The 16,672-nt window shown below is 40.1% G+C and carries 14 protein-coding genes; 13 read left to right on the top strand and 1 reads right to left on the bottom strand.

Annotated elements, in window-relative coordinates; genetic code table 11:
* Positions 1 to 8 precede the first annotated feature (8 nt).
* From BLR60_RS02830 to BLR60_RS02780, 11 genes are all read left to right on the top strand, one after another.
* Positions 9 to 1,040 carry a response regulator gene (locus BLR60_RS02830; protein WP_090496526.1) on the top strand — a complete coding sequence of 344 codons (1,032 nt, stop codon included), beginning with the start codon at positions 9 to 11 and terminating at the stop codon, positions 1,038 to 1,040.
* Positions 1,041 to 1,452: 412 nt separating this feature from the next.
* The gene (locus tag BLR60_RS02825) at positions 1,453 to 1,878 is read left to right on the top strand and encodes a Rossmann-fold NAD(P)-binding domain-containing protein (protein WP_090496525.1); all 426 of its coding nucleotides are present in this window, start codon (positions 1,453 to 1,455) and stop codon (positions 1,876 to 1,878) included.
* A 2-nt stretch (positions 1,879 to 1,880) separates the two neighbouring features.
* Complete coding sequence (hemN, locus tag BLR60_RS02820; protein WP_090496524.1) at positions 1,881 to 3,227, top strand: oxygen-independent coproporphyrinogen III oxidase; 1,347 nt, start codon at positions 1,881 to 1,883, stop codon at positions 3,225 to 3,227.
* 12 nt (positions 3,228 to 3,239) lie between these two features.
* Positions 3,240 to 5,624, top strand: coding sequence for a heavy metal translocating P-type ATPase (locus tag BLR60_RS02815; protein WP_090496523.1), 2,385 nt, complete (start codon positions 3,240 to 3,242; stop codon positions 5,622 to 5,624).
* The gene (gene ccoS / locus BLR60_RS02810; RefSeq protein ID WP_090496522.1) at positions 5,621 to 5,800 is read left to right on the top strand and encodes a cbb3-type cytochrome oxidase assembly protein CcoS; all 180 of its coding nucleotides are present in this window, start codon (positions 5,621 to 5,623) and stop codon (positions 5,798 to 5,800) included. The genes BLR60_RS02815 and ccoS overlap by 4 nt, the downstream gene beginning before the upstream one ends.
* Positions 5,801 to 5,872: 72 nt before the next feature.
* Positions 5,873 to 8,014: a cytochrome-c oxidase, cbb3-type subunit I gene (gene ccoN / locus BLR60_RS02805; RefSeq protein ID WP_090496521.1), complete on the top strand. Its 2,142-nt coding sequence runs from the start codon at positions 5,873 to 5,875 to the stop codon at positions 8,012 to 8,014.
* Between the two features lie 3 nt (positions 8,015 to 8,017).
* Entirely contained in the window at positions 8,018 to 8,200 is a 183-nt protein-coding gene (locus tag BLR60_RS02800) for a hypothetical protein (protein WP_090496520.1), read from the top strand.
* A complete protein-coding gene (locus BLR60_RS02795) occupies positions 8,187 to 9,155 on the top strand; it encodes a cbb3-type cytochrome c oxidase N-terminal domain-containing protein (protein ID WP_244155572.1) in 969 nt (322 codons plus the stop codon). The genes BLR60_RS02800 and BLR60_RS02795 overlap by 14 nt, the downstream gene beginning before the upstream one ends.
* Positions 9,139 to 10,518, top strand: coding sequence for a cytochrome c oxidase accessory protein CcoG (gene ccoG, locus BLR60_RS02790; RefSeq protein WP_090496519.1), 1,380 nt, complete (start codon positions 9,139 to 9,141; stop codon positions 10,516 to 10,518). The genes BLR60_RS02795 and ccoG overlap by 17 nt, the downstream gene beginning before the upstream one ends.
* Positions 10,519 to 10,641: 123 nt before the next feature.
* The gene (locus BLR60_RS02785) at positions 10,642 to 11,070 is read left to right on the top strand and encodes a FixH family protein (RefSeq protein WP_090496518.1); all 429 of its coding nucleotides are present in this window, start codon (positions 10,642 to 10,644) and stop codon (positions 11,068 to 11,070) included.
* Positions 11,067 to 11,768: a sulfite exporter TauE/SafE family protein gene (locus BLR60_RS02780; protein ID WP_090496517.1), complete on the top strand. Its 702-nt coding sequence runs from the start codon at positions 11,067 to 11,069 to the stop codon at positions 11,766 to 11,768. Before BLR60_RS02785 ends, BLR60_RS02780 begins: the two co-directional genes overlap by 4 nt.
* Before the next feature lie 259 nt (positions 11,769 to 12,027).
* Here BLR60_RS02780 and BLR60_RS25395 read toward each other — a convergent pair whose 3' ends face one another.
* Complete coding sequence (locus BLR60_RS25395; protein ID WP_394333547.1) at positions 12,028 to 13,416, bottom strand: outer membrane beta-barrel family protein; 1,389 nt, start codon at positions 13,414 to 13,416, stop codon at positions 12,028 to 12,030.
* A gap of 1,105 nt (positions 13,417 to 14,521) precedes the next feature.
* Between BLR60_RS25395 and BLR60_RS02770 the strand changes: the two genes are divergently transcribed.
* Both BLR60_RS02770 and BLR60_RS02765 read left to right on the top strand, forming a co-directional pair.
* Complete coding sequence (locus BLR60_RS02770) at positions 14,522 to 15,976, top strand: sensor histidine kinase (RefSeq protein WP_090496515.1); 1,455 nt, start codon at positions 14,522 to 14,524, stop codon at positions 15,974 to 15,976.
* Entirely contained in the window at positions 15,963 to 16,655 is a 693-nt protein-coding gene (locus BLR60_RS02765) for a response regulator transcription factor (RefSeq protein ID WP_090496514.1), read from the top strand. Before BLR60_RS02770 ends, BLR60_RS02765 begins: the two co-directional genes overlap by 14 nt.
* Positions 16,656 to 16,672 lie beyond the last annotated feature (17 nt).

The following is a 16,672-nucleotide window of genomic DNA, read 5'->3' as shown; positions in this document are numbered from 1 at the left end:
TTGATCCCATGAACAAAAAAGTTTTAATTATTGAAGATAATGACGACATCAGGGAAAGTACTGCCGAAGTGCTCGATTTGGCAGGTTACCAAACTTTTATGGCTAAACACGGCAAAATCGGTGTAGAAATGGCTGTCAATCATTTGCCTGATGTAATTCTGTGCGATATTATGATGCCGGAGTTGGATGGATATGGTGTTTTGTACCTGTTGAACAAAAATCCGAAAACGGCCAATATCCCTTTCATTTTCATTACGGCAAAAACGGAGCGGGCAGATATGCGGAAAGGTATGGAAATGGGTGCCGATGATTACCTCACTAAACCTTTTGATGATACCGAACTTTTTAGAGCCATAGAAAGCAGGTTTAAGAAAAAGCAACAAGCCGCCGGTTTTAGTTCAACAGATAGCAACGGTGAAACAGTAATGGAAGAGCTGCGCAAAAAAGGAAAACCGAGAGCGGTAAACAGCAAACAAGTAATTTATATAGAAGGTGATGAGCCTACACACCTGTATTATGTAAATAAAGGGCAGGTGAAAACTTACAAACGTTTTAAAGATGGTAGGGAACTCTCTTCAGGACTTTACCATGATGGCGATTTTTTTGGTTACGAAAGTTTATGCAATGGCGAATTCTATGCAGAAAACGCAGCTACACTCACCGAATCAGAAATTATCCATATTCCAAAAGCGGATTTTATGGAATACCTGTTAAATCACCAGGCTGTATCTAAAACATTTATTGGTCTGTTTTCTGGTAATGTACGTGATAAAGGAAAACAGATGCTTCAATTGGCTTACTCATCAGTAAGAAAAAGAGTAGCTGAAGCTTTACTGCAGGTGGCTACAAAATTTGGCGATGGGAAGACTGATACCTGTACCATCCGGATCTCGCGAGATGATCTTGCTGCATTGGTGGGCACCGCCAGTGAAACTGTAAGCAGAATGCTGGCTGATTTTAAAGATGAAAAACTGATTGATAAAACCGGTAATGCCATTAATATTTTATCTATCGAAAAACTCAGGAATATTAAGCAGTAAGGTGTTTGGCTCATTGTTCATCTGGTTAACTGTTTAAATTGGTTAATCGGTTAACTGGGGATTGGTCATTGATTCCCACAGAGATCGTCATTTCAACCGCAGTGCCTGCCCGTACAGGCGGGGAGAAATCTTTTAATTAAGTTCAAAGATTTCTCCATTTCGCTACGCTTCAGTCGAAATGACGATCGTATTATAGAATCTATCTAAATCTTAACTTCTAAATTATTTCACTGGCTCATTTTAAATCGGTTAATCCTCTCCAAACTCCAAACTTGTTTTATTGATCACTATTCAACCGACTCAAGACTCAAGACCTCAGACTAAAAAAGTAACCATTATCATTTTTTTCTCTAAGCATCCTCACCTGTTGCCTTACGCTTCCTCCATAGTTTTGCATATATAAATACTGTATATGAAAGCTATAGCTTACAACATTAAGCCCGATGAAAAGGAATGGTTGGTACTTGCCAATTACAAAAAACACGATATCACCATCATAGCCAATAGCTTAACAGCCGATACGCTTTCATTTGCAACCGGTAAAGAGGCGCTTTTGGTTTTTAACAATGACGAACTAAGTAGTGATATGATCTTAGGACTTAGAACACTCGGTATCAAATACATTGCTACTTCATCTTCACAAACAGATCATCTCGACCTTACCACCGCCGGGCTGGCCGGTATGAAAGTGGCTAACGTTCCTTTACCCGCTGATCAGGCTGATACCAAGGCAAGGATGGAACAGGTGATCAAAAATCTAGATCAGTGGGCAGCCGGTAAATGCGTTGGTAAAGCCTGCTGTTGCCAGAGTGAATGTGCAACCACTAAAAAGCTGTAAACATGGAAAGTGCAGAATTGCTTAAAAAATATAATGTTGCTGCTCCGCGCTATACCAGTTATCCAACTGTTCCGTACTGGGATATCGAAAACTTCAGTGCAGGCGAATGGCTGAATAGGGTAACGGAAACCTATGCAAGCTATAAAGACGAAGGAATCAGTTTGTATATTCATCTGCCTTTTTGCGAAAGCCTGTGTACCTACTGTGGATGTAATACCCGTATTACCAAAAATCATTCAGTAGAGTTGCCATATATCAATGCTGTACTTGCAGAATGGCGCATGTATGTAGATGCCCTACAGGAGAAACCTAAACTAAAGGAATTACATCTTGGTGGTGGAACGCCTACTTTTTTTAGTGCAGAAAATCTAGAGCTCCTCATTAATGGCATCATGCAGAATGCAAGCCTGGCTCCCGATGCCGAACTTTCTTTTGAGGCTCATCCGGCCAATACGACCAAAGCGCATTTAACAACCCTTTACCAACTCGGATTTAGCAGATTAAGCTTAGGAATCCAGGATTTTGATCCTAAAGTACAGTTTTTAATCAATCGTTTTCAAACACCAGAGCAAGTAGCCCAAGTAACCAACGAAGCAAGGGAAACCGGTTATACATCAATCAATTTCGATTTGATTTACGGGCTGCCTGGCCAGTGTATTGAGGGGTTGGAGCGTACGGTAAACGATGTGATCAGCATGAAACCAGACCGTATTGCCTTTTATAGTTATGCGCATGTGCCCTGGATAAAACCCGGACAAAGGCATTATACTGAAAAGGATATCCCTGCAGGAGATGAAAAATTTGCACTTTACCAATTTGGCAGAAAGCTACTGCTTGATGCCGGTTACGAAGATGTAGGCATGGACCATTTTGCCTTGAAAAGTGACCCCTTGTTTCAGTCGATGGCATCCGATAAACTCCACCGTAATTTTATGGGCTATACCAGTCAGCATACCCATTTACTCATCGGACTTGGTGTTTCATCGATCAGTGATAGCTGGACCGCCTTTGCGCAAAATCCTAAAACGGTAGAGGCTTATTTGAAAAAAATTGCGCAGCAGTTATTGCCTGTAGAAAAAGGACATTTTTTAACAGATGAAGACCTTGCTGTAAGAAAACATATTCTTAATATCATGTGCAGGTCCAATACTACCTACAACAATAGCATTCCGGAACAGGTTCATAAACGGCTTTTGCCTTTATTGCATGATAAGCTAATATTGGTAACTGAAAAAGAAATCAGGATTACTACCAGAGGAAAATCCTTCCTTCGAAATGTTTGTATGGCCTTCGACGAGAAATTATGGCTTAAACAACCTAAAACACAACTTTTCAGTTCATCAATATAAGCAACAATTACAATGGAAGATCAAAGTAAAACCGCAACTAAAGCCATTTGCTACCACTGTGGAGAAGATCTGCCCAAGGTAAAATATCAAACAGACGATAAAGATTTTTGCTGCGCGGGCTGTATGGCTGTTTTCAAAATCCTTTCAGAAAACAACCTCTGCAATTATTATGTGTACAACAATACGCCTGGGAGACAGTTAAAAAATGAAAGCCATCTGGAATACCTCGATGATCCTAAAATTATTGATCAATTGATTGATTATAAACATGAGCATTCGAGCATCATTACATTTTACATTCCTGCCATCCACTGCAGTTCCTGTATCTGGTTATTAGAACACCTGTATAAAATCAATGCGGCTATTTTCAGCTCGCGGATTGATTTTCTTAAAAAGCAGGTAACCATCCACTTTAACCATGAGGAGATTTCACTTAAACATCTGGTCGAAACTTTAAATCAGATTGGTTATGAACCTTTAATCAGTCTTCAGGATGTAGTAAAGGCACACAGCAGTTCGGTTGACAAAGCTTTAGTGCTGAAAATTGCTGTTGCCGGATTTTTAATGGGGAATGTGATGCTTTTCAGTTTTCCTGAATACTTTGGTTTATCGGGTTTCGAAAAACAGTTTCAGTACTTATTCGGTTGGTTAAACCTGGCATTTTCTATCCCTGCGGCTTTCTACTGTGGACGCGATTATTTTACCTCGGCCATTGCCAGTATCAAACATAAACACATCAATTTAGATACGCCTTTAGCACTCATTATTGCGGTATTGTTTTTACGTACTGCTTTTGAAGTCATTTTTTCCACCGGACCAGGTTTTGCTGATACCTTAACCGGGCTGGTTTTTTTACTTTTAATGGGTAAATGGCTTAAACAGCGTACCTACCACCACATTTCGTTCGACCGCGATTACCGTTCTTATTTTCCTATTGCAGTTACTACCTTACAAAATGGCAAAGAAAAACCTGTGCCTATTAACCACGTTAAAATAGGCGACAGATTGTGGATCAGAAATGGAGAACTGGTGCCTGCAGATGCCATCTTAATGAAGGGTGATGCCTGGGTGGATATGAGTTTTGTTACCGGCGAATCGGAACCGATCCATAAAGTACTGGGTGAAATCATTTATGCAGGAGGGAGGCAAACCACCGAAGCTATTGAACTCGAAGTAATCAAACCCGTTTCGCAAAGTTACCTTACCGGACTCTGGAACAACGAGCATTATAAAAGCAATACCGAAAAGCAGAATTTTAACGATTCTGTAGCGAAATATTTCAGTCTCGGTGTTTTTCTGATCGCTTTTGCAGCTACGGGTTATTGGTTGTTTCAGCATGATAGCCACAAAGCCTGGTCGGCATTTACTGCGGTTATTATTGTGGCCTGTCCCTGCGTACTGGCTTTAAGCACGCCATTCACTTTATCAGCCATTTTATCTGTTTTTGATAAAAAAGGATTTTATGTAAAAAATACTGATGCGGTTGAAGAACTGTCCAAATGCGATACCCTGATTTTTGATAAAACGGGTACCTTAACCAGTAATGAAAATGCCGAAATTTCTTTTAGCGGATATCTAACAGACGAGGAAGAAAGGATTGTGGCTTCGTTGTTGCGCAACTCCACCCATCCCTTAAGCCGGCATATTTTAAAGGCTTTAAATGTTGAAAGATTTTATTCGCTTAAAGATTATAAAGAATTGGTGGGTAAAGGTTTATCTGCTAAAATAAACAACCATGTTATTTATGCCGGTCATTTATCGATGCTGCCGGTAGCCGTAAAACCGGTTGGTGAAACTGGTGTACATATTCTGATCGACCATACTTATAAAGGTTGTTTTGATATTAAACAGCAATGGCGTGCCGGGTTGGGGCAGTTGGTTTCGAAACTCTCTAAGTTTGAACTCCAGGTTTTATCAGGCGATACCGATAAAGACCATTCCATGCTGCAGACTATTTTTCCTGAAAAAACAACCATTAGGTTTCACCAGCGTCCACACCAGAAACTCGAAGCTGTTTTAAGCCTTCAGGAAAGGGGAAATAATGTATTGATGCTCGGCGATGGGCTAAATGATGCCGGCGCTTTAAAGCAAAGCAACTTTGGGATAGCTTTAACCGATAATATCAATAATTTTACGCCAGGTTGTGATGCCATTCTACAAGGGAACGCATTGAACTACCTCCCAAACTTTATTCAGCTTAGTAAAGATGGGCTTAAAGTGATTAAAATCAGTTTTGCTATTGCCATTGCCTATAATTGTATTGGAATCTACTATGCGGTACAGGGAACACTTTATCCGTTGGTTGCAGCAATACTGATGCCCATTAGTACTGTTACCATTATTTTATTCACCACCCTGGCTACCCGCTGGTTTGCCCGTAAAAACAAACTGATATGAACATACTTTATTTTTTAGTTGGCTGCAGCGTTTTAATGGCACTCATTTTTTTGGGTGCTTTCTTTTGGGCATATAAAACCGGACAAAACGATGATGTACACACCCCAGGTATGCGCATATTGTTTGATGATGAAGTGACTGCCGAAAAAAGTGAAGAAGATCACTTTTCCAGCTAACCGCTATCATCCTTTATCAGCAGGCTGCAGGATACCTTTGGTGTACAAAACATACAAAATTCCGCTTCTATTATGCAGCTAGAAAAATTTACTTACGATAACAGGATTGTCAGAAACTTTGGCATTGCCACCCTGGTTTGGGGAATTATAGGAATGACCGTTGGACTCCTGGTTGCCATGCAGCTCTTTAAACCGGCCATGAACCTGGGTAACCAGTACACCACCTTTGGTAGAATCAGGCCTTTACACACCAATGCTGTAATTTTCGCCTTTGTTGGAAATGCCATTTTTATGGGCGTTTATTATTCGCTACAGCGTTTACTTAAAGCCAGGATGTTTAGCAACGTGCTTAGCAAAATCCATTTTTGGGGCTGGCAGCTCATTATCCTATCAGCCGTAATTACCCTTCCACTGGGTTTTACCACTTCACACGAATATGCCGAACTCGAATGGCCAATTGATATTGCCATTACCCTAATCTGGGTGGTATTTGGTATCAACATGTTCGGGACCATTATTAAAAGAAGAGAGCGCCATCTTTACGTGGCGATCTGGTTTTACATCGCCACTTTCGTAACCATTGCGGTATTACACATTGTAAACTCTTTTGAGCTGCCTGTTTCTTTTATGAAAAGTTACTATTTGTATGCAGGCGTTCAGGATGCTTTAGTACAATGGTGGTACGGACATAATGCCGTAGCGTTTTTCCTCACCACGCCTTACCTGGGCATGATGTATTATTTCTTGCCAAAAATGGCTGGTCGACCTGTTTATTCTTATAAACTGAGTATCTTACACTTCTGGTCGCTCATTTTTATCTATATCTGGGCAGGTCCCCATCACTTATTATACACTTCATTACCGGGTTGGGCACAGTCACTAGGCGTTGCTTTTTCCATCATGTTAATTGCACCAAGCTGGGGCGGTATGATTAATGGTTTGTTGACGCTTCGTGGTGCCTGGGATAAAGTACGGGAAGATGTGACACTCAAATTTATGGTGGTTGCGCTTACTGCTTATGGTATGGCCACTTTTGAAGGTCCTTTATTATCATTAAAACAAATAAATGGGGTAGCACACTTTACCGATTGGATTGTAGCCCATGTACATGTTGGCGCTTTGGGCTGGAATGGCTTTTTAACCTTCGGTGTATTGTACTGGTTAATCCCACGTATTTATAAAACAGAACTGTACTCTAAAAAACTAGCTGGCTTCCACTTTTGGATCGGTACTTTGGGCATCCTCTTTTACGCCATCCCGATGTATTGGGCAGGTTTTACGCAAGGATTGATGTGGAAAGAATTTACCCCTGAAGGTTTATTGAAATATCCTAATTTTCTGGCCACTACCTTACAGATTATCCCGATGCATGTTTTACGCTCTATCGGCGGTGCGCTCTATTTAACCGGGGTAATTGTAATGACCTATAACCTGGCGAAAACCATGCTTGGTGCTAAACTGGTAGCCAACGAAGCAGCTGAAGCCATGCCTTTAACTAAAATTGTGGTAGACAGCAGTCCGGCAGATAAAGCCTGGCACAGGGTGTTGGAACGTAAACCAATGAAATTCATGGTATTATCGTTGATCATTATCCTGATTGGGGGAATGGTAGAAATGATGCCAACTTTCACCATTCAATCTAACGTACCTACCATTGCAAGTGTAAAACCATATACTGCACTTGAGCTGCAGGGCAGGGATTTATACATCAGAGAAGGTTGTGTAAACTGCCATTCGCAAACGGTGCGACCTTTCCGTTCAGAAACCGAACGTTATGGCGAATACAGTAAGGCAGGAGAATTTGTTTACGATCACCCGTTTTTATGGGGCAGTAAACGTACAGGGCCGGATCTTCACCGCGTAGGCGGAAAGTATTCTGATGCCTGGCATTATAACCACCTGGTTGATCCGACCTCAATGTCGCCCGGAAGTATTATGCCGCCATATCCTTGGCTTATTGAGCAGAAACTGGATATCAATACCACTGCCAGTAAAATCAGGGCTATGCAAACACTGGGCGTTCCGTACCCTGAAGGATATGATAAACATGCCAATGATGATTTAAAAGTTCAGGCGGAGAAAATTACATCAGACCTGAAACAAAATAACATTAAGGTTAAAAGCGACCGTGAAATTGTAGCCATTATTGCTTATCTGCAACGATTGGGTACTGATATTAAAGCCAATAAAGAAACCATTCCTTCAAATCAATAAAATATGTTCAATCAGATTAAAGATTTAGCCGGCGGCGAAATATACCTCGTTACCTCTCTGCTTATGTTCATGTTGTTTTTTGTAATTGTTGGGGTTTACCTCTTCAAATTAAGTAAAAACCATATCAAAACCATGAGCGAAATCCCTTTTCAAGACCATAAAACCAATCCATATGAAGAAGATTAAACTATTATTATTTTCACTGTTTTTATCTGTGGTCACTTATGCTGCGGAAGAAAAAACAGCAGAAGCAATAGCTCCTTCTCAGGCTGGATTAGGACTAAGCCAAACTGAAATACTCATTATACTGCTTTTGCTGTTTGCATTGGTACTGCTTTTTGTTTCGCTGACACTGCTCAATGCGTTTAAAGTAATGTATCAGGAACAGTTAAACCCTACCAAATACAACGGACCTGTAAAAGAGGAAGCACTTGATTATGATAGCTGGTTGAAACAGAAAAACGTAAAACCATCCATCTGGACAAAATTATTGGGCTTAAAACCTATTGAGGAAGAAAAGAACCTGGTCATTGATCACGCTTATGATGGCATCAAAGAGTTGAACAACCCAGTGCCAGCCTGGTTTAACTTTCTCTTTTTTGGCACAATGATCTTCGCTGCATGTTATCTATTTTATTACCACATCGGTGGTTATGGAGATCTTCAGGATAAAGAATATGAAAACGAAATGGCCAAAGCGAAAACAGAAAAAGCTGCATTTCTCGAAAAATCAGCCAATATCATCGACGAAAATTCAGTAAAGCTTGATAATACGCCAACGGTACTGGAAGAAGGAAAAACCATATTTAATGCCAACTGTGTGGTTTGCCATGGCGATAAAGGGCAAGGTGTAATTGGCCCTAACTTAACCGACGATTACTGGTTACATGGTGGAGGCATTAACAATGTATTTAAAACCATTAAATACGGTGTACCTGAAAAGGGAATGATCAGCTGGGAGAAAAACCTTAACCCTAAACAGATCAGTGCCGTAGCTAATTTTATCCTTTCGTTAAATGGTAGTAATCCCGCCGGTGCAAAAGCCCCGCAGGGCGAAAAATACGAAGCAAAAGACGTAAAAGATAATGAGATGAAAGCAGCAAAAGACAGTGTAAATCAAGCCGATGTTACCAAAAAATAAACCCGGAAATAAGAGCAGGGACAAAAAAACAATTTACCCTAAAAAACCGTCGGGTAAATTGTATACCTACCGCAAATGGGTTAGTTATGTACTGCTGTTGTTTCTGTTTTCTTGTCCGTTTCTGAAATTTAATGGCGAGCAATTGGTCTTGTTGAATTTCATCGAAAGGAAATTTGTTTTCTTTGGTTTGATTTTTACCCCACAGGATTTTTACCTGTTTGCGCTCGCTATGCTCATCTTTATCATCTTCATTGTTTGTTTTACGGTGGTATTGGGCAGGCTTTGGTGCGGATGGGCCTGTCCGCAGACCATTTTTATGGAGATGGTTTTCCGCAGGATAGAATACTGGATAGAAGGTGATGCAAATAAGCAAAAGAAACTGGATGATGGGCCCTGGACCACAGAAAAGATATGGAAAAAAGGTGTAAAACATTTTATTTTTCTATTGATCTCTTTTGCCATTGCCAATACTTTTCTGGCTTATATGATCGGTTCAGATGCGCTGTATAAAATCATCACAGAGCCTATTGCGCAACATGTTTCGGGTTTTGTATCCATTTGGCTGTTTACCTTCATTTTCTATGGTGTATTTGCTTATGTACGCGAAGTGGTATGTACTGTAATCTGTCCTTACGGTAGACTCCAGGGTGTTTTACTTGATAACCAAAGCCTGGTTGTAGCTTATGATTTTACAAGGGGCGAACCCCGTGGCCGTTTACAACGAGATGCCATTGAACAAAAAACAGGCGATTGTATTGATTGCGGACTTTGTGTACAGGTTTGTCCAACCGGGATTGATATCCGGAAAGGAACTCAGCTCGAATGTGTGAATTGTACGGCCTGTATCGATTCATGTAATGAGGTGATGCTAAAAATAGGGAAACCTAAAAACCTGATCGGTTTCTTTAACCAGGATTTTATTGCTGAACGTAAACCTTACAAAATCGCTTTAAAATCATATGGTTATGCCGCGGTTTTGTTCGTTGTCATACTGGTTTTCTCCTCACTAATTTATAAAAGGGAAAATATTCAAACCACGGTTTTAAGGGCGAGCGGCACTTTATACCAAAACAGAGGAACAGATAAAACCAGTAACCTTTACAATGCAGAACTGGTAAACAAAACGAATAAAGCGGTAAAATTTACTTTCAGGTCGCAGGATCGTAACGATCAGATCGATTTTATCCAAAAGGCAACTGTACTGCCAAAAGAAGGTACCGCACACCTCACTTTCTTTCTGATCAGGAAAAATAATTCTGTTAAAAAATATAAAACAGATGCAGTTTTCGAAGTGATTGCCAATGGCGAGGTAGTGAGTACTGCAAAAACGAGTTTTTTTGCACCGCCGGAAGGGAATGATTGAATGACAGAATCAGCGAATTAGTAAATGATAGACTTAGGGAGTGATTGAATCTGGGATTTGCCTTTGAACATTCACTCATTCAAAACTCAATCATTCAGTAATTAAAATTTAAAACAAAAACGTATGAATTGGGGAACGAAAATAGTAATGGGGATGTTTGCATTTATGATGTTTATTGTAGCGATGGTGGTTTATATGTTCCATATGCACGGTAGGGATGCCCTGATCGAAGAAAATTATTACGAAAAGGGGATCAATTATAACGCGGAATATGATGCCAAACAGCATGTATTACAGGATGATGCTAAACCTAAAATTACCATTACCAATACCCAGTTGGTGATACAGTTAAAAGACAGTGCGCAATATGAACTGGTGCTTATGCGGGCCGCCAACAGTGATGATGATGTTAAACTAAAAGGAAATACAACCGGAACTTCACATCTAATCCTGGTAGACCGAACTCGAATGGCCAAAGGAATGTGGTTTATCAACCTTTCATGGGGTACTAATGGCAAAACGTATCTGTTTAAAAATAATATTACCTTATGACAGCCTATTTGCCATTGGCATTTTTAATGGGCCTGTTCGGAAGCCTCCACTGTGCGGTGATGTGCGGACCGATTATGCTGGGCATGCCCTTTAGAAAACAGAATTTCTTTTCAAGTGCCGTTCAGCTTCTGTTATATCAGCTGGGTAGAATTACAGTTTATATCTTTTTAGGTTTTATGGTTGGGTTACTAGGAAACAGCATACGCTTATTTAGCGATCAGAAGACATTAAGTATTATCATTGGTTCGGTATTAATCCTATTCACCACCTTACAATTTAATAAAAAATATAAAAACCGATTTTCTGCACTTCAGATAAAAGCCATGAATCCATTAAGCAAGATAATGGGCAAGGTATTCCATTTAAAATTATGGGGATTATTTGCAGGCATGCTTAATGGCATTATTCCTTGCGGAATGGTTTACCTAGCCCTGGCAACAGCCTTAAATACAGGCAATACGCAATCTGGTGCTACATTCATGTTTCTTTTTGGTTTGGGCACCACACCGCTCATGCTGATGATCTCTCTTGGGGGAATCTTTTTGAAAAAGTACATCCGTTTTAACACCAACAGACTGATTCCCTGGTTAATGCTTTTTATGGGCGCTTTACTTATTTTGCGTTCCGCCGATTTGGGCATTCCATTTTTTTCTCCTAATAGTACCGGCGGCTACGGTCATTCAATAGAGTGTAGATAGGTAAGTTTGGAGTTTAGGGTCGATTAACCGATTTAATCATGAACCATTTAAATAATTAAGATTTAGATAAATTTTATAATACGGTCGTCATTTCAAGCGGAGTGCAACGCAGTCGAGAAATCTGTGAAATGGGTTAAAAGATTTCTCCCCGCCTGTACGGGCAGGCACTGCGGTCGAAATGACGATCTCTGTCAGAACCAATACTTTTTAACCGATGTAAAACGAACCTAATTACCAGTGATCTAATGAACCTAATTCACTACTGTGTGCGTTTCTTTTCCTCTTCACTGGCCGAAGTCCGTTTTCTGGCAGCCGTTGGATTTCCCCCTAACCGGTAAGAAAAACTTAAAGTAGCGCTGCGGGTATCGCTTTTCTCATAAAAACCATTACGTTGATTCTCATAATTTACATCAATGCGATAAGTATTACTATAGAAAATATCGTTTACAGCTAGTCTTAAAGTCCCTTTGCTTTTTAATATACTTTTGCTCATGCCTGCGCTCACATCATAAAGTTTTGCCAGTTTGTAAATACCCTGTATGGTAGGGGAAGAGTACCATGCGCTGATTTCTGCTTTCAAACCCTGAGCCTTATTTAAGGTAAAAGCATGATTAGAGCTTAGGTAAATGCCCCAGACATGATAATTGTAGCGCGCCTGCAAATATCCCGACTTTTCCTGACGATAAGATCCCTGCGCATAGTTGTTGATTTCCCACCATTTGGCTGCTTTAATTGGAAAGGAAGCTGAAAAACCGATTTCCTGACTTAAATCGAGGTTTCTTTGCGTATCATAAAAGAGTTTTGATATGTTATCCTGTACCGTAATATTACTAAAATAATCAACCACGCGCCTGAGGTAAAATGAAACATTGTATTGCTGTTTGTAGGTGTAGCCCAGTTCGCCATTGTATATAAAAGCTGGTTGTAAGGCAGGGTTTCCTTCCAGGTAGGTGTAAGGACTTGTATAAGATTTAAAAGGATTAAGTCTCCAATATTCAGGCCGGCTAATCCTCGAATTATAGTTGAGGTTGACTTCATTATCTTTATCTACTTTATAGACCACAAAAAGTGTAGGGAAGAGCTTGAAATAGTTATTCTTATTGTTGGTGTCTAATGCGATCGATTTACCATTTGTACGGGTGTATTCGCCACGTAACCCGCCCTCAAAACTCCACTTGCCAACATCTCCGGTAATGCTGGCGTAAATGGCCGATATATTTTCGGTATATTCAAAACGGTCGCTGCGGCTATTTACCAATTGAGGACCAGTAGATGGATTATTATAAAAATCAAAGCGGTTGCGCGTAACGATACTGCTATATTTTAGACCAGCTTCAAATGTCCATTTCTTCCAGAACTTATCTGTATAATCTAATTTCCATGAATAAATATCAATATTTTGATTAGATGGGGTAAAAATGTGATATTGATTAGGCAGTGGATTGCCATTACCTAAAAATCCATACGTATCTACCTGTTGGCTATTCATATTTTGATAGGGTACATAATCCAGATCCACATTGATATTGCGGCCATTGTTATCTAACTTGACTTTGTAATTGAGATTAAAACTATATTGACTGGCTTTTCCAGTGGAAACATTTTGGGTATTAAGAATAGAATCGGGTCGAGCTGAGTGGTTGTTCATGATAGTGGTTAATGTGTTGTTTGGTCTGTTGCTCGCACCATTGTAGCCGTTTATCAATACCCCAATCAACTGTTGATCAGTAAGATTATAATCGGCACCAACTTTATAACTATTGGCATTTCCTGTGCGTAGGCCAACTTTTTCATTCCTCCAGTCAGCATAATTTCCTGGCGAATCAAAAATGACATATTCACTTTCCGTATGGTCTTTTTTGCGTCGGCTATAGCCATAACTGCCATACACATTTAGCTTGTCTTTCCGGTCATTAAATACCATACTCGGATTGTAGCTGCTATACGTAGATTGTGTGTAACCGCCTGAGAGTATCACGTTATAGCCATCGCCTTTTGTTTTTTTAGAAATAATATTGATTACTGCACCTCCCTGGGCATCATACCTTGCCGTAGGATTGGCTATAATTTCTATTTTAGCAATATGATCTGAAGGTAAACTGCGGAGATATGCTACCAGATCTTCGCCTGATAGCCTGATAGGTTTATCGTCCATATAAATAACTACACCCTTATTGTTGGCAGTTATCCCACCATCGAACTTCGTTTGTACACCAGGTGCTTTACCCAAGGCATCCCATACCGTTGTGCCGCTGGCCACTATGCTATTTTCGACATTAAATATTACCCTGTCTATTTTTCTGACAATAACTGGTTTTGAAGCTGATATTGTTACCTGATCCAGAGTCCTATCATCACTAGTCATCACGATTATGATCGAATCCATAGGCAGATGAAGCGGTTTGCTTATATCCTTGTATCCAACAGCTTTCAGCGATAAAACATAATAGCCATTTAACGGCTGCTGGAAACTAAATAGGCCAATTTTTGAAATTTGTACCGCTACGGTAGAATCTGCGTGGCGAAGGCCAATGCTTACCCCATCTATGGGTGCTCCGTTTTTATCGGTTACCAAACCTTTGTGCAATTGGGCAGAAACCATTAATGGGAGGCAGAAGAATAGGAGTATGCTTAACTTTTTCATGGTTCAAAACTAATGGCTAACCATGTAAAGCAAAGTTAAGCTTGGTTAATTAAGGTTAAATCTTCAGCTTGTACTTCCATCAATAAAATCATTTGTTCATTTTAGGGGAATGAAATGGCTGAGGTCTAAATATGTTTTTCCATTAGCGGTGATCACACTGGTCATCAGCCTTTGCTTGCAGTGTGCCTGGATCCGGCAGTTGTACCTGGCCCAAAAAAAATCATTGCAGACAACACTGGAATCCATAGTAAGTGATGCTTCCAAGCAGATAAGCTATCGAACTATCGCTAAAGGACACGAAAAAAGTGGCCGTTTCCAACAGTTTTTCCTTTCTCAGGAGTGGTCGGCATTAAGGCAGGCCTTTGATGAACTAAAGGTTGACAATTTGCGAAGCCAGTTCCATTATGGGATCACCAATGATAGCTCGGTAGTAGAAATGAAAATGTCGTTTCTAAATGATGCTAAATTAAAATTCGATCATAAATCTTCAGCTGTCACCAATGGAAAATCGCAACGGGAAGTTTCATTGCAAGATCAGCGTGACCTAAAGGTAATGGATAGTTTGGTGAACCATCGGCTGGATCAATTGGGTTGGCATATCAATAGAAATTATGCACTTTATGACTATTCAGACGGGAGGTTGATCAAGGGACAGCTGCCTGCTCAAACCCTTTCTGCTTTCGTAAGTGGTAAATATACCTATAACCTTAAATTTCAGAACAGGTATCAACTTATTGTTCCTTCCATTACCTGGCTAATTGTTTTTCAGATGCGGTATTACTTGATATCATCTTTTCTAATGCTCTTCCTTACCGCCGCAGCCTTTTATCTGCTCATCAGGCTGATGAAAAACCAGCAGCTTTATGCACAGGCGAAGTTGACTTTTACCAGTAATATGACACACGAGCTGCAGACACCAATATCTACAATTTCAGTAGCGCTCGAATCCATTAAAAAATATCATTTAATAGATCAGCCAGAAAAACTGGAGAATTACATCAATATCAGTGTCCACGAATTACAGCGTTTGCAGTCCATGATTGAAAAGGTACTTAAACAGGAGCAGATGGACCTTGGAGAAACCCAATTACAGTTGAGCCTGATTGATGTCCAACCAATACTGCAACAGGTAATTTCTGCCATGGATGTGCAGGTAAAGGCGAAAAATGCATCACTGGTATTTTTGCCGTCTGATGAACCATTATTTATCAAAGGCGATGCCATGCATATTTCAAATGTTTTTTATAATCTGATTGATAATGCATTAAAGTATTCTCCGGCTCGGGCCAAAATTGAAGTGTCTTTTAGTATTGCTGATCGTCAATTAACGATCAGTTTTAAAGATAATGGGCCCGGTATAAATGAAATTTATCTGCAGCAGGTTTTTGAGCGGTTTTTCAGGATTTTTAACCAGGATAACATACATAATGTAAAAGGATCTGGCTTAGGCCTTCACTATGTGAAACAGGTTATAACGCTGCATGGCGGCCGTGTTGATTTACACAGCAAAGCAGGAAAGGGATGTAATTTTATGGTTATTTTGCCACTGTATGAAGAAAATTAAAGTTTTGTACGCAGAGGACGAGCCTTTTCTGGCACGTATTGTTTTCGACGGCTTAAGCAGTAGCGGTTACGAGGTGAATCTGGCTTTGGACGGCCAACTCGCCTGGACACAATTTCAGGAAAATAAACCCGATATCTGTATCCTTGATATTATGATGCCTCAGAAAGATGGCTATACGCTGGCTGCCGAAATCAGGAAATCAGACCCCAACATCCCCATTATATTTTTGAGTGCAAAAGCCCTTACGGAAGATGTGGTGATGGGCTTTAAAAGTGGAGGAAACGATTACCTTAAGAAGCCTTTTAGCATTGATGAACTTTTAGTACGTATGGAATCGCTTTTAAAAAGATTTGGGCATGCACAAAAGGATAACACTGAGGCGATTCGCAAATACCAATTCCGCAGTTGTGAACTCGATGCCCTTACACAAAGGATAAAAACATCAGTTGGCGAATATTCACTTTCTTATAAAGAAACCATATTGCTTGAATTATTATTGAAAAACCGCAACAACATTCTGGAACGTGAGCATGCGCTAATCAAAATTTGGGGTGAAGACAGTTTTTATAACGGCCGTAGCATGGATGTTTTTATGGCCCACCTGCGGAAGCTGTTAAAAACTGAACCCGAAATTCAGATCATGAGTTTAAGGGGAGTGGGCTATAAGCTGATCTGTTGATTATGTTAAATCATATT

Source organism: Pedobacter terrae, from assembly GCF_900100705.1.
In the GTDB taxonomy this organism is placed as follows: Bacteria; Bacteroidota; Bacteroidia; order Sphingobacteriales; family Sphingobacteriaceae; genus Pedobacter; species Pedobacter terrae.
The sequence above is the reverse complement of the archived record's forward strand: the minus strand, read 5'-3'. Positions and strand labels throughout refer to the sequence as shown.